The sequence below is a fragment of the Sinomonas terrae genome (genome assembly GCF_022539255.1).
Lineage (GTDB): Bacteria > Actinomycetota > Actinomycetes > Actinomycetales > Micrococcaceae > Sinomonas > Sinomonas terrae.
In genome coordinates, this window is sequence record NZ_JAKZBV010000001.1 from 783,943 (window position 1) to 809,406 (window position 25,464).

General features: G+C 69.2%; 26 protein-coding genes. 18 read left to right on the forward strand and 8 right to left on the reverse strand.

Annotation, left to right across the window (positions count from 1 at the left end):
* Positions 1 to 18: 18 nt before the first annotated feature.
* Positions 19 to 393 (reverse strand): hypothetical protein, encoded by a 375-nt coding sequence (locus L0M17_RS03610; protein ID WP_241051305.1) that lies wholly within the window; start codon positions 391 to 393, stop codon positions 19 to 21.
* Between the two features lie 517 nt (positions 394 to 910).
* Here L0M17_RS03610 and L0M17_RS03615 point away from each other — a divergent pair.
* The 9 genes from L0M17_RS03615 (at position 911) to L0M17_RS03655 (ending at position 11,266) form a co-directional block, all read left to right on the forward strand.
* Positions 911 to 1,333, forward strand: a complete 423-nt coding sequence (locus L0M17_RS03615; RefSeq protein WP_241051307.1) for an L-rhamnose mutarotase — start codon at positions 911 to 913, stop codon at positions 1,331 to 1,333.
* The gene (gene rhaI / locus L0M17_RS03620; protein ID WP_241051309.1) at positions 1,330 to 2,493 is read left to right on the forward strand and encodes an L-rhamnose isomerase; all 1,164 of its coding nucleotides are present in this window, start codon (positions 1,330 to 1,332) and stop codon (positions 2,491 to 2,493) included. The genes L0M17_RS03615 and rhaI overlap by 4 nt, the downstream gene beginning before the upstream one ends.
* 110 nt (positions 2,494 to 2,603) lie before the next feature.
* Positions 2,604 to 4,649, forward strand: a complete 2,046-nt coding sequence (locus tag L0M17_RS03625) for a bifunctional aldolase/short-chain dehydrogenase (RefSeq protein ID WP_241051311.1) — start codon at positions 2,604 to 2,606, stop codon at positions 4,647 to 4,649.
* Positions 4,646 to 6,145 (forward strand): rhamnulokinase, encoded by a 1,500-nt coding sequence (locus L0M17_RS03630; RefSeq protein WP_241051313.1) that lies wholly within the window; start codon positions 4,646 to 4,648, stop codon positions 6,143 to 6,145. The genes L0M17_RS03625 and L0M17_RS03630 overlap by 4 nt, the downstream gene beginning before the upstream one ends.
* Positions 6,146 to 6,443: 298 nt before the next feature.
* On the forward strand, positions 6,444 to 7,868 hold the full coding sequence (locus tag L0M17_RS03635) for a Gfo/Idh/MocA family protein (protein WP_241051315.1): 1,425 nt from the start codon (positions 6,444 to 6,446) through the stop codon (positions 7,866 to 7,868).
* Positions 7,865 to 8,788, forward strand: coding sequence for an NAD-dependent epimerase/dehydratase family protein (locus tag L0M17_RS03640; RefSeq protein ID WP_241051317.1), 924 nt, complete (start codon positions 7,865 to 7,867; stop codon positions 8,786 to 8,788). Before L0M17_RS03635 ends, L0M17_RS03640 begins: the two co-directional genes overlap by 4 nt.
* Before the next feature lie 37 nt (positions 8,789 to 8,825).
* Positions 8,826 to 9,770: a 5-dehydro-4-deoxyglucarate dehydratase gene (locus L0M17_RS03645; RefSeq protein ID WP_241051319.1), complete on the forward strand. Its 945-nt coding sequence runs from the start codon at positions 8,826 to 8,828 to the stop codon at positions 9,768 to 9,770.
* On the forward strand, positions 9,767 to 10,879 hold the full coding sequence (locus L0M17_RS03650; RefSeq protein ID WP_241051321.1) for a mandelate racemase/muconate lactonizing enzyme family protein: 1,113 nt from the start codon (positions 9,767 to 9,769) through the stop codon (positions 10,877 to 10,879). Before L0M17_RS03645 ends, L0M17_RS03650 begins: the two co-directional genes overlap by 4 nt.
* A gap of 222 nt (positions 10,880 to 11,101) precedes the next feature.
* Entirely contained in the window at positions 11,102 to 11,266 is a 165-nt protein-coding gene (locus L0M17_RS03655) for a hypothetical protein (RefSeq protein ID WP_241051323.1), read from the forward strand.
* Here L0M17_RS03655 and L0M17_RS03660 read toward each other — a convergent pair.
* The 3 genes from L0M17_RS03660 to L0M17_RS03670 form a co-directional block, all read right to left on the reverse strand.
* Positions 11,263 to 12,405: a M24 family metallopeptidase gene (locus tag L0M17_RS03660; protein WP_241051325.1), complete on the reverse strand. Its 1,143-nt coding sequence runs from the start codon at positions 12,403 to 12,405 to the stop codon at positions 11,263 to 11,265. The two genes, L0M17_RS03655 and L0M17_RS03660, sit on opposite strands and share 4 nt — an antisense overlap.
* Before the next feature lie 87 nt (positions 12,406 to 12,492).
* On the reverse strand, positions 12,493 to 13,563 hold the full coding sequence (locus tag L0M17_RS03665; protein WP_241051327.1) for a dienelactone hydrolase family protein: 1,071 nt from the start codon (positions 13,561 to 13,563) through the stop codon (positions 12,493 to 12,495).
* Positions 13,560 to 14,588 carry a LacI family DNA-binding transcriptional regulator gene (locus tag L0M17_RS03670; RefSeq protein WP_241051328.1) on the reverse strand — a complete coding sequence of 343 codons (1,029 nt, stop codon included), beginning with the start codon at positions 14,586 to 14,588 and terminating at the stop codon, positions 13,560 to 13,562. Before L0M17_RS03670 ends, L0M17_RS03665 begins: the two co-directional genes overlap by 4 nt.
* 145 nt (positions 14,589 to 14,733) lie before the next feature.
* Between L0M17_RS03670 and L0M17_RS03675 the strand changes: the two genes are divergently transcribed.
* From L0M17_RS03675 to L0M17_RS03695, 5 genes are all read left to right on the forward strand, one after another.
* Complete coding sequence (locus tag L0M17_RS03675) at positions 14,734 to 15,753, forward strand: acetylxylan esterase (protein ID WP_241051330.1); 1,020 nt, start codon at positions 14,734 to 14,736, stop codon at positions 15,751 to 15,753.
* Positions 15,754 to 16,032: 279 nt separating this feature from the next.
* Positions 16,033 to 17,136 (forward strand): 3-deoxy-7-phosphoheptulonate synthase, encoded by a 1,104-nt coding sequence (locus L0M17_RS03680; protein ID WP_241051332.1) that lies wholly within the window; start codon positions 16,033 to 16,035, stop codon positions 17,134 to 17,136.
* A 137-nt stretch (positions 17,137 to 17,273) separates the two neighbouring features.
* Positions 17,274 to 17,486: a helix-turn-helix domain-containing protein gene (locus L0M17_RS03685; protein ID WP_043124759.1), complete on the forward strand. Its 213-nt coding sequence runs from the start codon at positions 17,274 to 17,276 to the stop codon at positions 17,484 to 17,486.
* 156 nt (positions 17,487 to 17,642) lie between these two features.
* Complete coding sequence (locus tag L0M17_RS03690; RefSeq protein WP_003792170.1) at positions 17,643 to 17,741, forward strand: 30S ribosomal protein bS22; 99 nt, start codon at positions 17,643 to 17,645, stop codon at positions 17,739 to 17,741.
* Between the two features lie 301 nt (positions 17,742 to 18,042).
* Positions 18,043 to 19,368: an Nramp family divalent metal transporter gene (locus L0M17_RS03695; RefSeq protein WP_241051335.1), complete on the forward strand. Its 1,326-nt coding sequence runs from the start codon at positions 18,043 to 18,045 to the stop codon at positions 19,366 to 19,368.
* A 214-nt stretch (positions 19,369 to 19,582) separates the two neighbouring features.
* On the opposite strand, the gene L0M17_RS03700 is transcribed toward L0M17_RS03695, so the two are convergent.
* A complete protein-coding gene (locus L0M17_RS03700; RefSeq protein WP_241051344.1) occupies positions 19,583 to 20,392 on the reverse strand; it encodes an HAD family hydrolase in 810 nt (269 codons plus the stop codon).
* Between the two features lie 48 nt (positions 20,393 to 20,440).
* On the opposite strand from L0M17_RS03700, the gene L0M17_RS03705 reads away from it, so the two are divergent.
* Positions 20,441 to 20,704, forward strand: a complete 264-nt coding sequence (locus L0M17_RS03705; RefSeq protein WP_241051346.1) for a glutaredoxin family protein — start codon at positions 20,441 to 20,443, stop codon at positions 20,702 to 20,704.
* Positions 20,705 to 20,790: 86 nt separating this feature from the next.
* Positions 20,791 to 21,519, forward strand: coding sequence for a redox-sensing transcriptional repressor Rex (locus tag L0M17_RS03710; RefSeq protein WP_241051347.1), 729 nt, complete (start codon positions 20,791 to 20,793; stop codon positions 21,517 to 21,519).
* Positions 21,520 to 21,539: 20 nt separating this feature from the next.
* Here the strand turns inward: L0M17_RS03710 and L0M17_RS03715 are convergent, their stop codons facing one another.
* The 3 genes from L0M17_RS03715 to L0M17_RS03725 form a co-directional block, all read right to left on the reverse strand.
* Entirely contained in the window at positions 21,540 to 22,133 is a 594-nt protein-coding gene (locus L0M17_RS03715) for a hypothetical protein (RefSeq protein WP_241051349.1), read from the reverse strand.
* A gap of 13 nt (positions 22,134 to 22,146) precedes the next feature.
* Positions 22,147 to 23,184, reverse strand: coding sequence for a hypothetical protein (locus tag L0M17_RS03720; protein WP_241051351.1), 1,038 nt, complete (start codon positions 23,182 to 23,184; stop codon positions 22,147 to 22,149).
* A 201-nt stretch (positions 23,185 to 23,385) separates the two neighbouring features.
* On the reverse strand, positions 23,386 to 23,934 hold the full coding sequence (locus L0M17_RS03725; protein WP_241051353.1) for a YceI family protein: 549 nt from the start codon (positions 23,932 to 23,934) through the stop codon (positions 23,386 to 23,388).
* 241 nt (positions 23,935 to 24,175) lie between these two features.
* On the opposite strand from L0M17_RS03725, the gene L0M17_RS03730 reads away from it, so the two are divergent.
* Together L0M17_RS03730 and L0M17_RS03735 are read left to right on the forward strand one after the other, a co-directional pair.
* Entirely contained in the window at positions 24,176 to 24,844 is a 669-nt protein-coding gene (locus tag L0M17_RS03730) for a histidine phosphatase family protein (protein WP_241051355.1), read from the forward strand.
* Positions 24,845 to 24,849: 5 nt separating this feature from the next.
* Positions 24,850 to 25,464 carry a TlpA family protein disulfide reductase gene (locus L0M17_RS03735; protein ID WP_241051357.1) on the forward strand — a complete coding sequence of 205 codons (615 nt, stop codon included), beginning with the start codon at positions 24,850 to 24,852 and terminating at the stop codon, positions 25,462 to 25,464.

Below are 25,464 nucleotides of genomic sequence, written 5' to 3' on the forward strand. Positions count from 1 at the left end.
CTTGGAGCGGTACCTGTATCAGTACCCCGCGGGGAAGCTGTACGAGGCGGGAATCGTGGCCGGCGGGGCGCCGTGGACCAAGGCGATCTCCTCATGCGGCTTCAGGACGACGTCCTTGGGACTCCCGGCCTGCTTGCTCCCGTTCACGTAGACCTGCCAATCGGCGGCACTCGAGTGGGCGCCGCCCGGCGTCGTGCTCGTCCCATCGAGGACGCCCCACTCGGTCAGGAACTGGCCGAGCGTGTAGGTCAATCCGGCGGTCGGGGCCTCGATGTGGACGATTCCGGACTCGTCGTGGGTGTGCAGCGCCGAGATGCCGTTGGGCTGGCCGTCTGTGCCGAAGCTGAAGCCGACCTCGGCCGGCACAGTGATCGCCTTTCCGTCCGCAAACACGTCCAGATGAGCGTGATAGTGCTCGGCGCTGCCTTCCGCGAGGAGTACGGAGAGGCCCGCCGCTTTGATATTGGCGGCGCCGTTGGCCGGCGTCAGTTGCCATCCTGCAGAGGCTGCGGAAGTCGTTTGGGAAGCTGTTTGTCCGTCCGACGCCGACGCGGATGAAGCTGATGACGCCGACGACGCCGGGGCCGTTCCGGGTGCCGCTGAGCAGCCCGAAAGCCCCAGGGCTAGTGCCGAAATCGCGATCAGGAGGGCAGGCTTCGTTCTCAAGGTGGCAGGTTCGCTTTCCGTCGGCTTATTGCGGGTCAGTCTAGGGGGCAGACCTTGACCGTTCCTGAGCCGCTTGACCGGTGCTGCCCCCGACCGGCCGAGGGGCTCCGGGCAGGCTCATGAATGAAAGTCGAGCCATGAGCCTGTTGACCCCGCCACATCCTGGCTCTAGTCTGATAAAGACAGGTTTTGAATCGATTCAGGAATGCGACGACAAGGTCGCCGTCGAACCCCAGGAGCACGGATGAGCGAGGCCGCAGCGCGGCGGCGGATCTGCTTTCGACAGCAGATCCATCCCGATCGCATCGAGGAGTACAAGCGGCGTCACGCGGCCGTCTGGCCGGAGATGCTGGAAGCCCTCCGCAGCGCGGGGTGGCACAACTACTCCCTCTTCCTCAGCCCTGACGGTCTGCTGATCGGTTACGTCGAGACCGACAGCCTTCAAGCCGCGGCAGAGCGGATGGCGGCGTACGAGGTCAACGCGCGCTGGCAGGCCGAGATGGCTGATCTCTTCGACGGCCTCGAGGCGCCGCCGGATGAATCCTTCGTTCCGCTCGAGGAGATCTTCAACCTTGAAGGGCAGCTTGCCGCCGCCCGAGCAGCACAAAACCCAGAACAGACGTCACAGACCACACAGATGTCACAGACCACAGGAGACCAAGCATGAGCAGTGTCCAGATCCCGGAGGCGCTTGGCAGCCTCGCCATCGAGGTTCCGTCGTGGGCTTATGGCAACTCGGGTACGCGCTTCAAGGTGTTCGGCACGCCGGGCACCCCGCGCACCGTGCAGGAGAAGCTGCAGGACGCGGCGAAGGTCAATGAGCTGACCGGCCTGGCCCCGACGGTGGCGCTGCACATCCCGTGGGACAAGGTCGAGGACTACGCGGCGCTGCGCGAGTACGCCGAGGGTCTGGGCGTGAAGCTCGGGACGATCAACTCGAACACGTTCCAGGACGACATCTACAAGTTCGGCTCGCTCACGCATTCCGAGGAGGCCGTGCGTCGGCGGGCGGTCGAGCACCACCTCGAGTGCATCGACATCATGGACGCCACGGGCTCTCGGGACCTGAAGATCTGGCTCGCCGACGGCACGAACTACCCGGGCCAGGACGACATCCGCGCCCGTCAGGACCGCCTCGCCGAGTCCCTCGCCGAGATCTACGCGCGCCTCGGCGACGAGCAGCGCCTCGTGCTGGAGTACAAGTTCTTCGAGCCGGCTTTCTACCACACTGACGTCCCGGACTGGGGCACGTCCTACGCGCAGACGCTGGCTCTGGGCGAGAAGGCGTTCGTGTGCCTCGACACGGGCCACCATGCCCCGGGCACGAACATCGAGTTCATCGTGGCGCAGCTGCTGCGGCTCGGGAAGCTCGGCTCATTCGACTTCAACTCGCGCTTCTACGCGGACGACGACCTCATCGTCGGCGCCGCAGACCCGTTCCAGCTGTTCCGCATCATGGTCGAGGTGGTCCGCGGCGGCGGCCTCGAGCCCGGTTCCGGCGTGGCCCTCATGCTCGACCAGTGCCACAACCTCGAAGAGAAGATCCCCGGCCAGATCCGCTCGGTGCTCAACGTCCAGGAGATGACGCTGCGGGCGCTCCTGCTCGACCGTGCGGCGCTCGACGAGGCCCAGCGGAACCACGACGTCCTCGCCGCGAACGCGGTCTTCATGGATGCGTTCTACACGGACGTCCGCCCTGCCCTCGCCGCATGGCGCCAGGAGCGCGGCCTGCCCGCGGACCCCATGGCCGCCTACGCCGCCTCCGGCTACCAGAAGCTCATCAACGACACCCGCGTCGGCGGCACGCAGGCCGGCTGGGGCGCGTAACCCTCCCAACCCACGGCCCAAGGGGCGCGGACGACGGCGGGGCTCGCCGTCGTCGTCCACCCCCACCTGCTGCCCACTTGCCCAACCCCAGGACTTACACAGAGGACACCATGAACCAGACCCAGAACCCGGCCGTCGCCGATCTGATCGCCCGCTCGAACCGGCTGGGCGCGGACAAGCGCAACACGAACTACGCCGGCGGGAACACCTCCGCCAAGGGCACCGAGACCGATCCCGTGACGGGGGAGCCGGTCGAGCTCCTGTGGGTCAAGGGCTCCGGGGGCGACCTCGGGACCCTGACCGAGAAGAACCTGGCGATCCTGCGCCTGGACCGGCTGCGCGCGCTCAAGGGCGTGTACCCGGGGGTGGAGCGCGAGGACGAGATGGTCGCCGCGTTCGACTACTGCCTGCACGGCAAGGGCGGCGCCGCGCCGTCGATCGACACGGCGATGCATGCCCTCGTCGACGCCGCGCACGTGGACCATCTCCACCCGGACTCGGGGATCGCGATCGCGACGGCGGCCGACGGCGAGGCGCTGACCGAGAAGGTCTTCGGCGGCCGGGTCGTGTGGGTGCCGTGGCGCCGCCCGGGCTTCCAGCTCGGCCTGGACATCGCCGCGATCAAGGAAGCGCACCCCGAGGCGATCGGCACGATCCTCGGCGGACACGGGATCACCGCCTGGGGCGCGACGAGCGAGGAGGCCGAGGCCAACTCGCTGTGGATCATCGCCGAGGCGGAGAAGTACATCGCCGAGAACGGCCGCCCCGAGCCGTTCGGCCCGGCCCTTCCCGGCTACGGAGCCCTCCCGGAGGCGGAGCGCCGCGCCAAGGCCGCGGCCCTGGCGCCGGTGATCCGCGGCCTGGCCTCGATGGACCGCCCGCAGGTGGGGCACTTCACCGACGACGCCCGGGTCCTGGAGTTCCTGGCCTCGGCGGAGCACCCGCGCCTGGCCGCGCTCGGCACGTCGTGCCCCGACCACTTCCTGCGCACGAAGGTCAAGCCGCTGGTCCTGGACCTGCCCGCGGACGCCGGGCTCGAGGAGAGCATCGCCAGGCTCAGGGAGCTCCACGAGGCCTACCGGGAGGACTACGCGGCGTACTACGAGCGCCATGCCGAGCCTGACTCGCCGGCGATGCGCGGCGCGGACCCGGCGATCGTGCTGGTCCCCGGCGTCGGGATGTTCTCGTACGGCAAGGACAAGCAGACGGCGCGGGTCGCGGGGGAGTTCTACCTCAACGCGATCAACGTCATGCGCGGCGCCGAGGCCATCTCGACCTACGCCCCGATCGGCGAGGGCGAGAAGTTCCGGATCGAGTACTGGGCGCTCGAGGAGGCCAAGCTCGCCCGCATGCCCAAGCCCAAGTCGCATGCGACCCGCATCGCCTTGGTGACCGGGGCGGCGTCGGGCATCGGCAAGGCCATCGCGACGCGCCTCGCGGCGGAGGGCGCATGCGTCGTCATAGCGGACCTGGACCTCGAGAAGGCCCAGGCCACTGCGGCCGAGCTCGGCACGGAAGACGTCGCGGTCGGGGTGCGCGCGGATGTGACCGACGCCGCCCAGGTCGCCGCGGCGGTCGACGCCGCAGTCCTGGCCTTCGGCGGGATCGACCTCGTGGTGAACAACGCGGGCCTGTCGATCTCCAAGCCGCTGCTGGAGACGTCCGAGAAGGACTGGGACCTCCAGCACGACGTCATGGCCAAGGGCTCCTTCTTGGTCTCCCAGGCGGCGGCGAAGGCGATGATCGCCCAGGGCATGGGCGGGGACATCATCTACATCTCCTCGAAGAACTCCGTCTTCGCGGGCCCGAACAACATCGCCTACTCCGCGGTCAAGGCCGACCAGGCCCACCAGGTGCGCCTCCTCGCGGCCGAGCTCGGCGAGTACGGGATCCGAGTCAACGGCATCAACCCCGACGGTGTGGTGCGCGGGTCCGGGATCTTCGCCGGCGGCTGGGGCGCCAAGCGCGCCGCCGTCTACGGCGTCCCGGAGGAGGAGCTCGGCAAGTACTACGCCCAGCGCACGCTGCTCAAGCGCGAGGTCCTCCCCGAGCACGTCGCGAACGCCGCCGCGGTCCTGACCAGCAACGAGCTCGACCACACCACCGGCCTGCACATCCCCGTCGACGCCGGCGTCGCCGCCGCCTTCCTCCGGTGAGCGGACCTCTGACGCCACGCTCCGACGTCGGCCGTTGCTTCGCCGCGGTCGACGTCGGGGCCTCCTCGGGGCGCGTCATCCTCGGCACGGTGTCGTCCGGCAGGGGAGCGGACGACGCCGTGCCCCGGGTTGCGCTCGAAATCGTCCACCGCTTCCCGAACGGCGTGCTCGACGACGGCGTGAACAGCGAAGGCGCGAAGGTGCTGCGCTGGGATGTGTGCGGGATCTTCGCCGAGGTCCAGATGGGCCTTGCGAAGGTGGCCGAGCTTGCGTCCTCCCGGGGGCTGCGGGTCGAGAGCATCGGCATCGACACGTGGGCCGTGGACTACGGCCTCGTCGATCCCGCCGGGCGGCTCAAGCTTCCGGTCCACGCCTACCGCGACTCCCGCACCGAGTGCACGGTTCCCGTGGTGCATGAGAAGGTCTCGCCCGAGCGACTGTACTCCGTGACCGGCCTGCAGTTCCTGCCGTTCACGACGCTCTACCAGCTCGCCGCAGAGCCGACGCTCGAGGGCCTGCAGGCGCTGCTGATCCCTGACCTCCTCGCGTTCTGGCTCACCGGCGCACGGCGGACGGAGGAGACGAACGCGTCCACGACCGGGCTCCTCGATGCCCGCACCGGCACGTGGTCCACGGAGCTGCTCGAGGCGCTCGGACTCCCCGCAGGCCTCTTCCCCGAGCTCATCGCACCGGGCGAGGCGTACGGGACGCTGCTGCCCGCCGTCGTCGAACGCACGGGGCTGCCGGCAGGAACGCCGCTGATCGCAGTCGGCTCCCACGACACGGCCTCCGCAGTCGCCGCCGTCCCGGCCGCCGCGGGGGAGGACGTCGCCTACATCTCGTCGGGGACGTGGTCGCTCGTCGGGGTGGAACTCGATGCGCCCGTGCTCTCCGAGGAGAGCCGCGCCGCGAACTTCACGAACGAGCGCGGCGTGGATGCCACGATCCGGTACCTGCGCAACGTCGGGGGCCTGTGGCTGCTGAGCGAGAGCCAACGGCACTGGGCGGCCGAGGGGCGGGAGCTCCCGCTCGCCCAGCTGCTCGCCGACGCCGCCGCCCTACCGGCTGGCGGACCCCAGGTCGACGCCGACTCCGACGAGTTCATCGCCCCCGGCAACATGCCCGCTCGCCTCGCGGCCGCCGTCGAACGCCGCGGGGGCACGCTCTCGGACGAGCCGGCCGCCGTCGTCCGCTGCATACTCGACAGCCTCGCGGCCGCGTACGCACGGACCCTCGAGCAGGCCCAGGCCCTCTCGGGCCGCCGCCCGCGCGCGGTGCACGTGGTCGGCGGGGGATCGCAGAACGAGCTCCTGTGCCGCCTCACGGCCGAGGCGACGGGCCTGCCCGTCCTCGCCGGTCCCGTCGAGGCGACCGCCCTCGGCAACGTCCTCGTCCAGGCGCGTGCGGGGGGCGCCCTCTCGGGTGGCCTCGAGGCGCTCCGCGCCGCGGTCGCGGCGAGCGTCGAGCTGCGCGAGTACGCGGCGGTGGGGGCGTAGCGCGCAGACGCACAAGCCTTCGATGTCTCGGGTACAGATATTCCCTATCCGTTCTTTCCTCCAAGCGGTCCCTACTCCCTCGGTAACCCCGAGTCGTCGCTAAAGCCCCGGCAACGCATCAGGGTCTCGCCGGTTGCGTGGGGTCCCGCGTATCTGTACCCGAGACGTAAGAGGCGGGGGACCGTCGTTCGGCATGCGCTTTCCCGCACCTCTTGGCAAGCCTTCGAGCGTGGAGTACGGTTGTGAGAAACCGGTTACTCCGCTTGATTGACGCCGCTCACCGAGGAGACCCAGGCCCATGGCATCGACTGAAAATCGCCGCAAGAAGTACGCCCTCGCTGGCACCGGATCTCGGGCCGAGATGTACGTGGACGCCCTCATGGGGCCGCATTCGGACCTCGGCTCGCTCGTGGCCTTCGTCGACGCGAACGGGCACCGGATGGACTACCACGGGGCGCGGATCGCCGAGCGCCGGCCTGACTGGCCCGCGCCGCGCCACTACGGTCCCGACCGCCTGGAGGAGATGTTCGAGGCCGAACGCCCCGACGCCCTCATCGTGACGACACCGGACTTCACGCACGCCCGCTACGTCACTGCGGCTCTGGACCGCGGGGTCGACGTCATCTGCGAGAAGCCGATGACGACGACGGTGCAGGGCATTGCGGAGATCGTCGCCTCGGCCCGCAACGCCAAAGAGGCGTCCGGGGCCAATCTCGTCGTGACGTTCAACTACCGCTATTCACCGCGCAACTCGGTCATCAAGGACATCGTCCAGTCGGGCAGGATCGGAAAGGTCACTTCGGTGCATTTCGAATGGTGCCTCGACACGGTGCACGGCGCGGACTATTTCCGCCGCTGGCACCGCAACAAGGCGAATTCCGGCGGCCTGCTCGTCCACAAGTCCACGCATCACTTCGACCTTGTGAACTGGTGGCTCGGGGACGTCCCCGAGACGGTCTATGCCCAGGGCGGCCTCCGCTTCTACGGTGCCGAGAACGCCGCTGAGCGCGGCCTCGGCGAGCGCCCCGAGCTGAGCCGCGACAATCCCGACCGGGACGACCCGTTCAACCTGGACCTCGCCGCGGACCAGAAGCTCCGAGGGCTGTACCTCGAGGGCGAGGCCGACGACGGCTATCAGCGCGACCGCGACGTCTTCACCGAGGGCATCGACATCGAGGACAACCTGAGCCTGGTCGTCGGCTACCGCGGCGGGGCTTCCATGGCGTACTCGCTGGTGGCCCACTCGCCGTGGGAGGGCTACCGCGTGGCGATCAACGGCACCGAGGGGCGGGTCGAGATCGAGGTCGTCGAGCGGAGTTCCGTCTCGCCGGACAGGCACACTCTCGACCCGTCGGTGGCGTCTGACGCCGAGGGCGCTGGCGGGCAGGTCCGCCCCGAGGGGACCAGGATCCTCCTCCAGCGCCACTGGGAGCCCGCCCGCGAGATCCCTGTTCCTGAGGGCGAGGGCGGGCACGGCGGCGGGGACGCGATGCTGCTCTCCGACGTCTTCGTCGGCCCGGGCCATGACCCCCTGCACCGCCAGGCCGGCTACATCGACGGCATCCGTAGCGTGCTCGTGGGGATCGGCGCGAATGAGTCGCTCCGCACCGGCCAGGCCGTCCGGCTGGCCGACTTCGGCGTCCCGCTCGACGACGACGCGCCGCTCGCCTTCGACGCTGCGGCGCCTGAGCACGAGCGGGCGACAACGGGGGCCCGGGCATGAGGATCGCCGTCACGGGGGGAGCCGGCAGGCTCGGCGTGAGCGTCGTGAACCACCTCGCGTCGCGGGGCCATGATGTGCACTCGCTCGACCGCGCGGCGTCGCCCCTCGTGGACGACGCCGCGCAGCAGCACACGCTCGACCTCGCCGACGTCGGGGCGACGAAGGCGACGCTCGCAGGGATCCGGCCGCACGCCGTCGTCCATCTCGCCGCCATCGCGGTGCCGTTCAGCGCGCCCGAGGACTTGATCCTCCGCACGAACGTCCAGCTCTGCTACTCGGTGCTGAGCGCCGCGGTCGACGCCGGTGCGGACCGGGTGCTCGTCGCGTCGAGTCCCACCGTGCTCGGGTACGGGACGCCGCAGGGCTGGTCGCCCCGGTATCTGCCGATCGACGAGGAACATCCCATCGCGCCGTGGAACGCGTACGCGTTGTCGAAGGCCACCCTCGAGGCGACGGTGCGGATGTTCGTCGCGCAGCAGGGGGACGCCGTGCGGTTCGGGGCCTTCCGGCCCTGCTTCGTGATCTCCCCGGATGAGTGGCGGGGCGCACCGACCCAACAGGGCCACACTGTCGCGGAACGCCTCGCGCGGCCGGAGCTCGCGGCCGTCTCGCTCTTCAACTATGTGGACGCCCGCGACGCCGCAGGGTTCGTCGAGCGATGGCTCGAGGCGGCACGCGAGGTCCCGAACGGCGAGGTGTTCTTCGTCGGCGCGGACGACGCCATGGCCCGCCGGCCGCTCTCCGAACTCGTGCCCCAGTACTTCCCCGGCACCGAGCAGATGGCAGCCGCCCTCACCGGAACCCAGGCCGCCTTCACCTGCGCGAAGGCGCTCCGCCTCCTCGGCTGGCGCCCCCAGCGCTCCTGGCGCACGGAACTGGAGGGCGAACCGCTCGCCGCGACCTCCGTCCACCTCAGCTGAAATCCCCCTCACCGAAGAACTTCCGACAGGAGCACCGATGCACTTCGACGGCATCCTCTTCTTCCCGGTCACCCCGTTCGCCGACGACGGCACGGTCGATGCCGGCCTCGCGCACGAGCACGTGGCCTCCCGGCTCCCGCACCACCCCGGCGGGGTCTTCGCCGCCTGCGGAACGGGGGAGTACCACTCGCTGGCCGCCGCCGAGGTCGGCACCGTCATCAGGGCCGCGGTCGGGGCGGTGGAGGAATCCGGCACCGCTGTCCCCGTCCTCGGAGGCGCCGGCGGCCCACTCGGCCACGCGCTCGAAGCGGCCCGCGCAGCCGAGGACGCCGGGGCCCAGGGACTCCTGGTCCTCCCGCCGTATCTCGTCAACGCGCCCCTCGACGGGCTCGTCCGATACGTCGAGGCCATCGCCAACGCAACCGACCTCGAACTCGTCGTCTACCACCGGGCCAACGCCAAGTTCACGCCCGACGCCGTCGCTCGCCTCGCCGCCGATCCCCAGGTCGTGGGCTTCAAGGACGGCGTCGGGGACGTCGCGCTGACGCAGGAGGTCGTCCTCGCAGTCGAGGCAACGGGCCGCACGGACTTCCAGTTCTTCAACGGCCTCCTCACCGCCGAGCTCACCCAGGCGGCGTACCGGGCGATCGGCGTGCCGCTGTACTCGTCCGCGGCGTTCGCCATGGCTCCCGCCGTTGCGAACGCGTACTACCAGGCCCTCGAGGCCGGCGACGAGGGGCGGCGCCGCGAGCTCCTCGACGGCTTCTTCCGGCCGCTGGTCGCCCTCCGCGACGCCGTCCCCGGCTACGCGGTCTCCCTCGTCAAGGCCGGTGTGCGGCTCGGGGGGCTCGAGGTCGGCGGCGTCCGGGCGCCCCTCGTGGACCCGCGGCCGGAGCACCTCAGGGAGCTCGAGCGGATCCTCGCCGTCGGGCGCGAGCTTGCCGGCGCAGCGAACGACGACGGCGCCTTGGTCCGCTCGTGAACGCCTCGCCCGAGCCTGTGCTCACCTCGCTCCGCACGCGCCTGCTTGTCCCGGCCCTCGCGCGGCCATGGGGAGCGGACGTGCCCGAGGTGCACTTCGTCGTCGTCGACGTCGAGGACTCCGAGGGGAACCGCGGAATGGGTTTCAGCTGGACGCCGACCATCGGCGCCGGGGCCGTGCAGAGCCTGCTCGACGAGGACATCGCCAAGGCTGCCCTCGGGGGGCCGACCCATCCTGAAGCGGTGTGGGACGCCCTCTGGGTCCGGCTCCACGAAGCCGGGGGCGGCGGGCTCACGACCATCGCCCTCGCCGGCCTCGACCTCGCCCTCTGGGACCTCCTCGCCAAGCGCCTGGGGACGTCGGTCGTGGACCTGCTGGGCCGCCGTCGTTCGGTCCTCCCGGCGTACGGAAGCGGAGTCAACCTGCACTACCCCCTCGATGAACTGCTCGACCAGGTCCGCCGCTGGATCGACGCCGGCTACGGGGGCGTGAAGATCAAGGTCGGGCGGCCAGAGCTCGAGGACGACGTCGAGCGGGTCGCCGCGGTGCGCGCGCTGCTCGGGCCGCGGCGACGGCTCATGGCGGACGCCAATCAGCGCTGGGACCTGCCGACGGCGCGGCGGGCGGCGGCCGCCCTCGAGCGCTTCGACCTGCACTGGCTCGAGGAACCTCTGCGGGCCGAGGACCTCGACGGGCACGCCCAACTGCGCCGCAGCACGCGTGTGCCGATCGCCGTCGGCGAGAACCTGCACACGCTCCAGCGGTTCCGCGAGTACGTTGTAGCAGGCGCGTGCGACATCATCCAGCCCAACATCGTCCGCGTCGGCGGGATCACGCCGTTCCGCCGGATCGCCGCGCTCGCGCGCAGCGGTTCCGTGGCACTCGCGCCGCACCTCCTCGCGGACCTCTCGGCCCAGCTCGTCGCGACGCTGCCCGGGGCGGTCGAGGTCGAGGAGGTCGAGGACACGGCGTTCGAGACGCTCGGCGTCCTTTCCTCGCCGTCGCCGGTGCGCCGCAAGGGTGCGCAGGTGAGCGTCGAGAGCGCGCCCGGTCTCGGCCTGGACTTCGCAGACCTTTCCACCTTCGCGCGTGTTCAGGAGAATCCATGACCGCCGAGCCCTGACCGCTTCCCCAGGTTTGGCTGCCCGCTTCCCAGAATCTGGGCCGTCCTCCCCACCTTTGACTTCCGAGTTCCCCAACTCCTCGGCCGTCCTCCCCAGGTTCTTTGCCGCCTTCCCCAACTTTTCCGCCGCTCTCCCCAGGTTCAGCCTCGACTTTGTCTCGGATTCGTCTCCTACGAGAGTGCTGGCCACGGAATCACCGGCCACGCTGTGGCGAGCACCGCCGTCGGCCTCCAAGACTTGGGGAGGCTGGATCTGAAAGTGGGGAGGGCGGATCTGAAACTGGGGAGGCTGGATCTGAAACTGGGGAGGCTGGATCTGAAACTGGGGAGGCTGGATCTGAAACTGGGGAGGGCGGCGGGGCGCCCCGGCTAGAGCTCGAGAACGTCCGGCCGGTCGAGGCGCTGCCCCGCGACATCGACCGCGACGGTGGGCCACTCGGGGTCGAGGGAGAGCACCTCGAAACCTGAGGCCCCGCTCAGGATCGTGTCCTCGACCTTGCAGCCCAGCGCCGTCGGATTCCAGGCGAAGGCCACATTGGTGCCGAGGCGAACGTCGGTGCCAAGAGCTGGATCGATGCCTGGCGCGGAGCGCGGGTCGCGCCCGGCGTACCCTGCTACACCGCCTTGATGGTGGCGCGTCCACTCATCCGGGGAGAAGCCGTTCTCGGCGTAGGCGGCGATGCCGGAGGCGAACGCCTTCGCGAGCGAGCTGCCCGGGCGCGAGGCCTCGAGGTACGCGGCCTCGACGCGGAGGATTCGAAGGTCGGCGTCGAGCTCGGAGGCGGGACGCTCACCGAATCTGATCCAACGGGACGCATTCAGGATGAGCCCGTGGCGGCGGGCACATACAACCACCATTGCTCGGTTCCCCAGCGGGGCTGACGTGGGCAGTGGGTGCCGTGCCATCCGCCGAGATTCCCCGCCGGCGAGGACGACGACGGGCTCCGCACCGAGCTCGACGATCCCAGCGGTGAGCCTCGCCGCCAGCGCCCGCTCCGTGTCCTCGGGGGAAGCCTTGGCGAGCGTCTGCGTGAGGAGGCGGGCGACGTCGTGCCCCAGCTCCCGGAAGCGACCCACCTCGGGGGGCAGCAGCTCCTGCCGAGCGGCCCGGAGTCCGTCTTCGAGGCGCGATTCGGGTCCACCCCCGGCGTCGCGCGCGTCGGCCTCGGCTGCAGCGACGACGCTCGCGTGCCACGGGTGCTCCACGATGTGCGCCCACGCGGGCAGTTCCTCGCCGACGAGCCGGTGCGCCTCGTTCGAGGTCACGTGGACACGGTCCTCGCCGCGCGAGACGACGGCGGCCACGATGGGCGGCGCAGCGAGACTCACGTGGGTTCGCGCGCCCTCGAGGTACCACGCGAGAGCGGCTGGGGACGTGAGGGCCACCGCGTCGAAGCCTTCCGCGTCGAGCAGCGCGAGGACACGGAGGCGCTTCTCCGCGTGTTCATCCGCGTGTTCCTCTGAGGTGGCCCCCGGTGCTTCTGCCGGGGACAGGCGGACGTTGCTGGTCACAGGGCTCTTCCTTGCATGGGAAACCGATTTCTCACACCGTAGGGCAAGGGCTTTCCCGGGTCAATAGGCGCGCGAGAGGACGGCGCGTCAGAAGCCGAGCACGTCCGCGAGCCATTTCCACGCCGCGTCCTGCATCTCGGGCGTGAAGACGTGTCCGACCGGCAGGAGCGAGCCAGTGTAGTTCTCCGGATGGCCCTGGGCTGCGAAGCGCCGCCGCAGCTGCGCATCGGCGCCCACCATCCCTGATGGCGGGAAGAGGTGGTCCTCGAGGCCGTACTGGACCAGGAGCGGGCGCTCAGTCCACGAGCCGACCACGGAGGGCCAGTCGCCAGCAGCACCGAGTCGCGGGCTGAGCCACGTCCATGCGTGGTTCTCGAAATGCTTTGGGACCATGGCGCCGAGCGTGCTCATCATCGTCACGACCACGGTCGCCGCCAGACCGGGCTCGAGGACGCGGAGCAGCCCGGCGCGTGCGCCTCCGCCGGACATTCCGACGGCGGCGAGGCGGGCGCCGTCGACCGCTGGCAGCGAGCGCAGCGCCGAGAGCGCGAGCCGGTCCTCGCCGGCAATCAGGGACGCCCACGATGTGCCGAGCACACCCGCCGCCTTTGCGGCCTGCGCCTCGGTGAGGCGAGGCGGGGCGCCGTCGTCCTCGGGGAGGCGGCGCGAGCCGAAGCCGAAGACGTCGTGGATGAGGACGGCGACGCCCCGGCGGGCAAGGTCCTCGGCCCACGCGCGCCCTCCGTAGCAGGCATTGCGGGAGCTGCGCACGGTCGCCGCGAGGTCCGCGTCGAGCTGGCCCGGCCCGTCAGTGAGCTTTTCCCTTCCGACGACCTTGACGCCGCCGTGTTCGAACAGGGCCAGCACCCCGGGAAGCGTTCCCGTCTCGCCGGCCGGACGCAGAAGCCACGCGCGAGTCCGCGGCCCAAAGCCGCAGTCCCAGCTGAGGTCGGTGCCGTCGAGGCCGTCCCGCGTCCACGTTCCATCGACGGTGACGGCGGCGCTTTCGGGGGCGGGCGAGGTCCCGAGGGCCGCCAGGAGACGGTCGCGCAGGACGGCGGCGGGGATCTCGGGCTGCTCTTCGAAGAGGGGCGCCGAGCGGGCGACGGCGGTCGCGAGGTCCTGCTGCCAGCTCGCCCACGTGCCGCTCGCCGTCATGCGACGCTAGTGGCCGTCGCCGACGCCGTCCCGGAGCTCGCGCGGGCCTCGAGGCGCGGCGTGACGACGACGTCGTCTTCGGGATCGCGCCCGTTCAGGAGGTCCCAGAGGCGAGCCCAGGCCTGCTCGCCCAGCTCGGTCTGGGGGACCGACACCGTCGTGAGGGCAGGCGAGGCGAAGCGGGCGAACGGAATGTCGTCGAACCCGGTCACGGAGAGCCGCTCGGGGACGGAAACCCCGGCCTCGTGCAGGGCGCCGAGCAGGCCGAGTGCGACGAGGTCGTTGAAGCAGACGGCCGCGGTCGCGCCCGAGCCGAGAACGTTCTCGCGTGCCTGGTATCCGTCCTCGAACATCGCGCCGCAGGGGATCTCGACGATCTCCGGAGCGTCCGCGGGAAGGCTGTGCAGGGCGTCGAGGCGGTCCTGGTTGCCGTGGGACGTCTCAGGCCCGGCAAGGTAGGCGACGCGCTTGTGACCGAGCCGCTCGAGTTCGCCGAGGATGCTGCGGATCCCCGCGCCGTAGTCGACGGCGAGGCTCGGAACGCCGGGGACCGGGCTCGATCGGTTCACGAGGACGACGGGGGCGAGCTCCGGCAGCAGTTCGCCCAGGTGTGCCACATCCATGCGGGGCGAGACGAGGACCAGCGCATCGCAGCGGCGCCGTGCCTCGCGGGCGAGGATGACCTCTTCCTCCGGGTTCTCGATCGAGTCCGCTACGAGGACCCTGTACCCCTCGCGTGCCGCGGCCCGGCTCAGTCCGCGAAGCGTCTCCTGGAACATGGGGTTGGCGAGGTCCGGGACCACGATCGCGACCGTCTGCGTGCGCCCGATGGCGAGGCTGCGCGCCACAGTGCTGGGGGAGTAGTTGAGCTTCGCGGCTGCCTCCCGGACTCGCTTCCCGATCTCGGGATCGACAGTCGCGAGGCCGTTCATCACACGCGAGACGGTGGCGCGGGAGACTCCCGCCTCCTGCGCGACATGCGCGATTGTCACTCGCTGCGGCGGGCGGGTGCTCATCCGTGCCATGGAGTCCTCCTGTTTGGTCCGCCGGAGGTCCGCTTGGTCTACGGGCCAAAGGCGGCCACAGCGCCCCGGTGCGACGAGTGTAGCAACGGGTTGCCCTGCAAGTGAGGCCTAGGAGAAACCGATTTCTGCCCCTAAGATTCTTGGCATGCCCGCCATCGACCTGCCGCTGCACGAGCTCCGTTCCTACCGGGGGAGCAGCCCGCTCCCCGACGACCTTGAAGCCTTCTGGGACGGGACCATCGCGGAGGCCCGCAAGCACCCTCTGGCTGTCCGCTTCGAACGGGTCGAAACCTACCTCCCGCTCATCGAGACCTTCGACGTCACGTTCGCCGGGTACGGAGGCGACCCGATCAAGGCCTGGCTCCATCTCCCCGCGGCACAGCCGGGGCAGCAGCGGGAGCCGCTCCCCGCCGTCGTCCATTACCTCGGCTACTCCGGCGGTCGGGGTCTGGCCCACCAGAACACACTGTGGGCCCAAGCGGGGTACGCGATGCTGATCATGGACTCGCGCGGGCAGGGCTACGGCGGTCAGGTCGGCGAGACGCCGGACCCGCATCCCAGTGCCGGGGAGACCGCGTACCCGGGCCTCATGACGCGCGGGATCCTCGACCGGAACACGTACTACCACCGCAGGCTCTTCACCGACGCCGTCCGCGCCATCGAGGCGGTCCAGGCGCATCCCGCGGTGGACGCGTCCCGCGTCGTCGTCCAGGGGGTCTCGCAAGGCGGCGGGCTCGCCGTCGCCGCGGCGGGTCTCGCTGCGGGAAGGGTCGACGGCGTCATCGCCTGCCTGCCGGACGTCAACTTCCTGGCCGACTACCCCCGCGCCCTCGACATCGCGACCACCGGCCCGTACCCCGAACTCGAGCACTACCTCAAGCGCCACCGCGAGCACGTCGACGCCGCGTTCACGACCCTGCCGTACTTCGACGTCGTCAACCTCGCGAGGTTCGCGCAGGTCCCGGCGTACTTCTCGGTCGCTCTTCGTGACACGACGTGCCCGCCGTCCACCGTCTATGCGACGTACAACCGCTACGGCGAGGCCTCGCGCGGGAACCTGCCGGTCGAGAAGGCGATCGAGGAGTACGCCTTCAACAACCACGAGGGCGGGGGCGAGCACCACGTGGTCCGGCAGCTCGCGTGGCTCCGGAAGCTCCTGTCCTGAACGTTCCTTCTCGCCTAAATGTTGCGCCGTCACGTTCGCAGGGTGCAGCAATGTTGCGCCGTCACCTTCGCAGGGTTGGCGGCCGGGCGGCGGATCCCGTAAGGTGCTCGCATGATCAAGCGTTGGTATGCGTATTTTGCGTTGGCTCTGGAGGGCCAAGCGTAGATACGCGCATACCAACCTTCAGAGCCGACAGGGCAGGGACTCCGGTCCCTGCCCTTCGCCGTTCCAGGCAGGCTCTGAACGCTCCGGGGCCTGTCGGAGAGAGACAGGAACCCCATGAATCCGCTGGCCCCCGCACCCTCCCTCGACCCTTCGCTGCGCAACAACCGAGTTGCCGAGTTCACCGCGCTCCCCACTCCCCGCGAGCTTCTCGCCGAACTGCCCCTCTCGGCTGACGCCGAAGCGGTCGTAGCCCGCGGACGGGACGAGGTCAGGGCAGTGCTCGACGGCGTCGACGACCGATTGCTCGTCATCGTCGGCCCTTGCTCGATCCACGACCCCGACGCCGGGCTCGACTACGCCCGCCGGCTCGCCGCCGTCGCCCGCGAACACCGTGAGGACCTCCTCGTCGTCATGCGCACGTACTTCGAGAAGCCGCGCACGACGATCGGCTGGAAGGGCCTCATCAACGACCCCCACCTCGACGGCACCCATGACATCGCGTCCGGCCTCCGTTCCGCGCGCGAGGTGCTCCTCGGCGTCCTCGGTCTGGGCCTGCCCACGGCGACGGAGTTCCTCGAGCCGATCTCCCCGCAGTACACGGCGGACGCCATCGCGTGGGGCGCTATCGGCGCGCGCACCGCCGAGAGCCAGATCCACCGCCAGCTCGTCTCCGGCCTCTCAATGCCGGTCGGGTTCAAGAACGGGACCGACGGCGGCCTCCAGATCGCCATTGATGCATGCGGGGCTGCGGCCGCAAACCAAGCCTTCCTCGGCATTGACGACGACGGCAGGGCGGCTCTCGTCGCGACGTCCGGCAACGCGGACACTCACCTCGTGCTGCGCGGCGGAGCGAGCGGCCCCAATTACGACGCCGCCTCCGTCACCGCTGCTTCGGCGACGATGGCAGCCAAGGGTCTCAATCCGCGCCTCATCGTGGACGCGAGCCATGCGAATTGCGGGAAGAACCACCACCGGCAGGCCGAAGTCGCGCTCGAGATCGGTGCGCAGCTCTCTGCGGAGGGCCCATCCTCCGGGGCCATCGCGGGGGTCATGCTCGAGAGTTTCCTCGTCGGTGGGGCGCAGCCTCTGAACCCGGAGATGCTCGACCGCCTGGTCTACGGACAGTCCGTCACGGACGCGTGCATGGACTGGGACGTGACGGAACAGGTGCTTGCGGCCCTCGCAGAGGCGGCGCGTTCCCGGAGGAGTGGCGCCTGACCTCGCAAAATACCTACTTTCACAAGAGTCCCTCCAGCATCTACAGTAGCTAGCACATGCACAAGTGAGGGTACCGACAGTCACGCCGTCGAGCGGGCCTCATGGGGATTGCGTCGACGGCGAGCAAGGAACTGAAGATGGCTGGTTCGGGGGAATTCGCGAACACTCGCTTCCTGACGGTTGCGGAGGTCGCGGCGGTCATGCGTGTCTCGAAGATGACCGTGTACCGCCTCGTCCATTCCGGCGAGATGCCCGCCGTACGCTTTGGGCGCTCGTACCGTGTGCCCGAGGCTGCTGTCGAGGAGTTCGTCCGACGCTCGACCGTGGACGGGAATACCGAGACCGCTTGAGGTCCCTGACCGCGGGCCTGCCTGTCAAGGGCTCCTATTCGGTGCTGTATTCTGTTCAGGAACGTTTTACGTCACGTCACCAGCAGTTGGTTGCCAGCGGCCCCCACGGCGCCCCGGCCAGCGGCCCGGTGCACCAAGTTACTGTAAGGAACTTCTGTGGGTTCAGTTATCAAGAAGCGCCGCAAGCGCATGGCCAAGAAGAAGCACCGCAAGCTGCTTCGCAAGACCCGTCACCAGCGCCGCAACAAGAAGTAAGGCGCCGCCTCGCTTGAGGTCTGGTGGAACGAGGCCCGTCCCCTCTTGGGGGACGGGCCTCTTCTTCGTTTCGGGTACGCCAACTCCCTCCCCAGGCCGTTTCGGGTACGCCAACTCCCTCCTCAGGCCGTTTCGGGTACGCCAACTCCCTCCTCAGGCCGTTTCGAGTACGCCAACCCATACCGCCCACGTCAGAACCCAGCCGATGGTTGGCAGGTGGTACCGCGGGTATCACTCTCAGGGACGAAGAAGGCGGGCTAAGCAGCTGCCCGGTAGCCCCTGAACCCGACGGGAGGGCTTCATGGGAACAACGCGCGAGCGCGCTAGGAAGACGCCTTCCCGGCTCGGCTGGCGAGGGTGGCTCAAGGCCCTCGGCCCAGGTCTCGTGACCGGATCGGCGGACGATGACCCTTCAGGCGTCGCGACCTATGCGCAAGCTGGCGCGCAGTACGGGTTCGCCGTGACCTGGACGGCGCCCGTCGTGCTGCCGATGATGATCGGCATCCAGGAAATGTGCGACAGGACGGCCACCACGACGGGCCAGACGCTCGGCAGACTCGCCCGGCGTCGCTTCCGCAGGGGCGGGGAGCTCGTCGTTGGCTTCCTGCTGCTGTGCCTGCTCGTGTCCAACGTTGTGAACGTCGGTGCGGACCTCATGGCCGTCGGCAAGGGCATGGAGTTGCTCGGCGCCGGGCCCTCCCAAGTATGGGCTCCAATTGCAGGCTTGGGACTAGCCGTGCTGCTGATGACCGGCTCGTACAAGCTTGTCTCCAAAATCTTCGTCTGGCTCTGTCTCGTTCTGTTCGCGTACGTCATCGTCATGTTCCTCGCCGGCGTGCAATGGGGAGAGGTCCTCGCCGGGATGACCTTCCAGCGGCTGCAGCCTGGGGTGCAGTTCTGGGGACTTGTCGCGGCCGTGTTCGGCACCTCGATCTCCCCCTACCTGTTCTTCTGGGAAAGCGGGCAACGCATCGAGGAGATGCGAGCCCGCCCAGAGCACGGTGACAAGCCGGCCGCGGACACGGACATTCCCGACTTCAAGGCGATCCGGCGCCGGCGGCAGCAGCGTATCGACGTCGTGACCGGGATGACCGTCTCGGTGGTGGTGATGCTCGCGATCATCGTCGCCACGGGCGCGACGATCGGCCGGCATCCCACAGATATCAGTTCGGCCGCCGACGCCGCCCAAGCGCTCAAGCCGCTCGCCGGACCGCTCGCGGGAGCGGTGTTCGCGCTCGGTTTCATCGGCACGGGGCTGCTCGGCGTTCCGGTCCTCGCGTCGGCAGCGTGCATCGGCATCAGCGGCCTCACCGGAAAGGCCTGGGGATTCGACCGCAGTCCGCGCAAGGCTCCGCTCTTCTATGGGCTGCTGCTCGCCGGGCTCATCGTCGGCACGATTCTGGCGTCGATGTTCACCGACGCCATTGCCCTGTTGGTCCTCTCGGCGATGCTCAACGCCATCGCCGCGGCGCCGTTCCTCGTCGTCGTCCTTCTGATTGCCGGGAACCGGGCGATTATGGGCAAGCGGACCAACGGCCGGCTGTCGAACACTGTCGGTTGGGTGACGGCGGGCATCATGGGGGCGGCTGGCATACTCGCGATCTGGGCCCAGTTCGCTGGGGGCTAAAGAAAGCAGGGGCTGGCGAAGGCTGGGGCTGGAGAAGGCTGGGGGCTGGAGCGCCGCCCACCTTCTCCATTTCGGGTACGCCAACTCCCTCCTCCTCGTACTCGAGACGGCCAGGGGGAGGGTATCCGTACCCGAGACGGCCCGGGGGAGGAATATCTGTACCCGAGACGGCCAGGGGGAGGGATATCTGTAGCCGAAACGGCAAGGAGGGCGGCTAGCGTCGGAAGCGCGTGTAGCTGCGCCAGAGTCCGTAGACCGCACCGCCGAGGGTCGCGAGCTTGAGGCCGAGGGTCGCGGCGCGTCGGCCCGCCCGGAAGTCGTAGATGGGCCAGTTGTGCGTGTTCGCGTGGTGGCGGAGGCGGGCGTCGGGATTGATGGCCACAGGATGGCCCACGAGGCTGAGCAGCGGAATGTCGTTGTGCGAGTCCGAGTAGGCCCAGCAGCGCTTGAGGTCCAGGCTCTCCCGCTCCGCGAGCTCGGCCACCGCTTCCGCCTTGGCTTTGCCATGCAGGATGTGGCCCACGATCCGCCCGGTGTACTCGCCGTTCTCGATCTCCGCGACAGTGCCGAGCGCGCCTGTGAGCCCGAGCCGCTCCGAGATGACGGACGCGATCTCGATGGGCGTCGCCGTCACAAGCCACACCCGCCGCCCAACGCGCAGGTGCTGCTCAGCGAGCGCCTTCGTGCCGGGCCAGATCCGGGATTCGATCATCTCGTCATAGACCTCGTACCCGACGGTTGCGACGTCCTCGGCCCGGATGCCGGCCGCGAGCGCGAGGGCTGAGCTTTGAATCGAGTGCACGTCTTCGAGGGTTTCGCCCCGGAGGAGGAACGTGAACTGCTTCCACGCGAACCCCGCCGCGTCGCGGAGGGTGAAGACCTTGCGCTCGTACATCTTCCGGCCCACATGGAAGAGGCTCGCGCCGCGCATGAGGGTGTTGTCGACGTCGAAGAACGCCGCCTCGGTAGGCCGCGCCTGCGGAGCCGGGCGCGCCGAGGCATACGCGTACTTCTGGGCGGGCATGGTCCGAGTGTAGTCAACACCGGAGGGGCACCGCGCTACCGTGGAGGCATGCACACCCCCGAGATCGTTCTGGTCACCCGTCGCGAGTGCCATCTGTGCGAGGCAGCGCGCGACGTCGTGGGCAGGGTTGCCGCGGACATCGGCGCCTCTTGGAGCGAGCGGCTCATTGACGACGACGGAGATCTTGCCGCGCGCTTCGCCGAGGAGGTTCCGGTGGTGCTCGTGGATGGCGTGCAGCGGGACTTCTGGAAGATCGATGAGGCACGACTTCGCCGCACGCTCGCTGCCGCTTCCCGGACGGAGCAGGGCTGACGCTTTGGCAACTGTCGTTTTGGCTGGCGAGCAGCACGGTCCTAGAGTGAGTCGGGCCTAGGAACGGTCGCGGAAGGAATGATGCAGTGACGTCTCACGCGCAGTCGCCTGAGGGCGTCACGGGTGAGGCGCCCGCGAAACGGTTGCCGAGTGCCGTCGTCGCCCGGCTCACCGTCTATCTCCGCGCGCTCAACGGCTTCGTCGCGGAAGGGATTGAGCGGGTCTCCTCCGATGCTCTCGCCGAGGCATCTGGGGTGAGTTCGGCTACTCTCCGGAAGGACCTCTCCCAGCTCGGCTCCTACGGCACCCGGGGCGTGGGCTACGAAGTGGACAACCTCCTGCAGCACCTCTCGGCCGCGCTGGGACTCACCCGCGATTGGCGAGTCGCGATCGTCGGCGCGGGAAACCTCGGCCGTGCCCTAGCCCGGTATGGCGGCTTCGAGGTGCGAGGCTTCGAGGTCGTCGCGCTGCTGGACACGGACCCGGAGATCATCGGCAACGAGGTGGGCTGGCTCCGCGTCACGGACGCGGCGAACCTCGAGGCCATCTTCCGCCGCACACGGGCGAATATGGCCGTCTTGGCCCTGCCGGGATCAGCCGCGCAGCAGGCCTGCGACCGGGTGATTTCTGCTGGCGTCCGGAGCATCCTCAGCTTCGCGCCGACGATCCTGCAGGTGCCCCGCGGCGTGACCCTCCGCAAGGTGGACATGGCGACCGAGCTGCAGATCCTCGCCTACCACGCGCAGCGCGGCGAGGCGGGCGGCCAGACCGGCGAGAACGAGCACGGCGAGCCAGCGGCGGGCACCGCCCCCTAGCGAGAGGGCGGGCGGCGCGGCTAGCGGATGTAGCCCCTCCGTGCCGCGGCGGCGGTTGCGAAGTAGAAGTTCGACGGCGGGAGCCACTCGAGCACGGTCGCCACCACGTAGGCGGTGGTCGTCGTAGCGCTCAAGAGGTAGAGCGGCGCCTGTGAGAAGAACTGGTTCACCATGATCGGCGCGAGGGCGAACAGGTAGATGATGCCCAAGAGCGCGCTCAGCGCGGAAAGGGCGGCGAAGACCGTCTGCAGGATCCGGACCCAGTTGCGCCCCGAGCGGATTCCGAAGGCTATGAGGATCCCGATTGCGGCGAAGACCAGCGTGGTCACCCACAGTGTCGGCTCGATCATGCCCTGGATCTGCTCAGCCAGGCCCGGCGGGAGGGACTGGCGGGAGCGGATGGCGACTTCGGCGAGCGTCGTGTTCACACTGTTCTGCGCGATCTGCGCTTGCGCCGGCACAGCCAGAAGCGGCAGCACCGCTGAGGCGATGAGGCACCAGAAGGCAGCATTGACCGTGCCGGGCCGCTCCAAGCGCCGCGGGCCGGGCATCCCCGGGAACGCACCTGTCGGGAGCTGGCTGGGCCAGGGGCCGGAGTGCGGACTCTGAGTCATGTGGCTCACCGCCTCACTGCCCATAGGGGTTTCCGAAGGACCGCGGGGGGCCGGAATAGGGGTTGTTGAACTGGTTCTGGTTGTCGAGGAACGCAGAGACCGGCCGGCGGAACAGGAGGATGATCGACGCGATCGCGAGCGCAATGGTGATGAGCGAGAAGAGCCCGGCGCCGAAGAAGCTCAGGATCGCGAGGGCGAGGAACACGGTGGCGAGTACGCGCGCCCAGCGGCGCCCTCTCCTGAGGAAGACAGCGGAAACCGCGAGCACGATGGCGTTGATCACCGCTCCGGCGAAGAGAACCCACAGGAACGTCAGGATGAGGCTACGGACCCTATCCGGTGCGAGCGGGGGCCTTGTCGCCTCCTGTGAGTACATGTTCTGGAGCGTGCCGATCTGGCTCGAGGTAACCGCGAGGCCCAAAATGCCCACGAGCACCTCGACGATGGCAGTCGCGATGATGAGCCAGAAGACAATCGTGACGGCCGACTGCTGGGCACTCGGCGGCGGGGTCTCGTAGCCGAAGGAGCCCGACCCGGGCGAGCCGTAGGGAGCCTGGCCGTACGGACTCTGGCCGTACTGGGGAGTTTGGCCGTACTGGGGAGTTTGGCCGTACTGGGGAGTTTGGCCGTATTGGGAAGGCTGGCCGTATTGGGGGGCCTTGTCGTACTGCGGAGGCTGGCCGTACTGGGGTTGCCCGTACTGCGGCTGCCCGTACTGAGAGGGTTGCCCGTACTGCGGCGGTTGCCCGTACTGGGACGGCTGCCCGTACTGGGGCGGTTGCTGCGCGTGGTGCCCGGGCTCCGGAGTCTGGGCGCCGGGGGCATACTGCCCGAAGCGAGGCGCCGGCCTCGGCTCCTCGGCGCCGGTCCCTGTGCTTTCGGTTCCCGTTCCCTCGGGTCGAGAGCTCCCAGTTCCCGCGCTCTCGGATGCGCTTCCCTCAGTTCCCGCGCTCCCAGTTCCCGCGCTTTCAGATCCGGTTCCCTCAGGTCCCGCGCTCTCGCGTCCCGCGTCATCGTCCCGCGGGCCCTCGGGCTGCTGGGGGTTGCTCATGGCTCGTCCTCCGCTCGGCGAATACGGAGCGGCCACTGTTCCGTCCCCGCAATGCCCACCATACCGGCAGGGACCCCGCAAAAGCTCGGATATTCGGGGCCGAGATCTCCACGGAATTCTTGCCGCAATCCTCCCTCTGACGCGACGAAGCCCCGCCCAGTGAGCGGTTGCTCGGGCGGGGCTTCGCTACGCCGTCAGGGGTCAGGCCTGGGGTGCCGTGAAGGCGAGGTCGAGGGAGATCACGACCTTGTCGCTCACGAGCACGCCGCCCGCCTCGAGGGCAGCGTTCCACGTGAGGCCGAACTCCTTGCGGGAGATCGTGGTCTCTCCGGAGATTCCGGCGCGGGTGGTGCCGAACGGGTCGACGGCAACGCCGTTGAACTCGGTCTCGATCGTGACCTGCTGGGTGACGCCCTTGATGGTGAGGTCGCCGGTGACGTCGTAGGACTCGCCGTTGTGCTCGATGGCGGTCGAGACGAAGGTCATCTCGGGGAATTCCTCGACGTCGAAGAAATCGGCGCCCTTGACGTGGGCGTCGCGATTCGCGTCGCCGGAGTCGAAGGATGCAGTCTTGATGCTCGCCTCAACGTGGGTCTCAGCGAGGCTGTGGCCGACGTTGACGGTGCCGACGGCGTCGGTGAACCGGCCGCGGACCTTGCTGATGCCGGCGTGGCGGACGGTGAAGGCGATGTCGCTGTGCGCGACGTCGAGGGTCCAGATGCCGGGAGTGATGCCGGAGGGAACGGTCATGGCGATCTCCTTTGGGGTTGTCGAGGTCCAGTAAGTGATTGAAGTGTCAATCAATGAAGCCATCTTATCCATGCAAATGCATGTTCTGCCACCCCCTGTGGGTGATCTCACAGCTAACTCACGGGAACGGAGAGTAGTTCTACTTCTCGTAGAATGAGTTCGAGCGGGCGCACTCGGCTGTCTGCAGCTCAGAGTGCCGGACGATTTCCCGCAGCCTCAACCATTTGAGAAACTGGATGCCATGCCTTCTTCCACCGTCCATCTGTTGCGCCACGGCGAGGTCCACAACCCCGCCGGCGTGCTGTACGGCCGGCTCCCGGAGTTCCACCTCTCCGAGCGCGGCAGGAAGATGGCGGAATGCGTCGCCGAATACTTCGCCGAGCGGGCGCACGACGGCGCGCGGATCGTCTATCTTGCCGCGTCGCCGCTCACGCGTGCTCAGGAGACGGCGGCTCCGACCGCCGCGATCCTTGGCCTCGAGATCGCGCCCGAGCCGCGGATCATCGAGGCGGAGAACCGCTTCGAGGGGCTGCGGGTCAACCGGAACGAGCTCGCCAAGCCGCGCCACTGGCGCTACCTCGTCAACCCCTTCCGGCCGTCTTGGGGCGAGCCGTACGAGCAGCAGGCGGGGCGCGTCCTCGCCGCCGTTGCGGACGCGGCGCGCATCGCCGTCGACCGCGGGGGCGACGGCGCCGAAGCCATCCTCGTTGCCCACCAGCTCCCCATCTGGGTCACGCGGCTCAAAGTCCAAGGGCGCCCGCTCTGGCATGACCCCCGAATGCGCGAGTGCACCCTCGCGTCGCTCACGAGCCTGACAGTCGACACCGCGAGCGGCGCCGTCGTCTCGCTCCGCTACGCCGAGCCCGCCGCCGCCCTTCTGCCGGGTGCCGCGACGACCCCGGGGGCTTGAGGATTATGACTGCACCAGATCCCACCCGCCGCCGCTTCCTCCGGCTCGCCGCCGCCGTTCCGGCGGCCGCGCTGTCCGTCGCCGCCCTCTCGGCCTGCGCGTCGAACGATCCCCTGGCCGCCCAAGCCCGCGCGGGCGACGACAAGAACTACGTGGCCGGCGACGGCTCCGTCACGGAGTACGCGAAGGACCAGCGCAAGCCCCCGATCACTTTCACGGGAACGCTCTACGACGGCAAAACGGTCGATTCCAAGACCCTCCTCGGCCATGTCGCGGTGCTCAACTTCTGGTTCGCCGCATGTGCCCCATGCCGCGTCGAGGCCCCGTCGCTCAAGGAGCTGCACGACGAGTTCGCGTCCCAGGGCGTGATCTTCTACGGCGTGGACCTGCGCGACGAGAAGGGCACGGCCGAGGCCTTCGAGCAGACGTTCGCCATGCCTTACCCGAGCTTCAACGACCAGAATGGTCGCGTGCTCCTCGCGGTCTCCGGCGTCGTGCCTCCCGGGGCCGTGCCAACGACCCTCGTGCTCGACAAGCAGGGCCGCGTCTCTGCGCGCATCCTGGGCGAGCTCGACAAGAGCACGCTCAAGGCACTCATCCAGACGGCGGCGGCCGAGTAG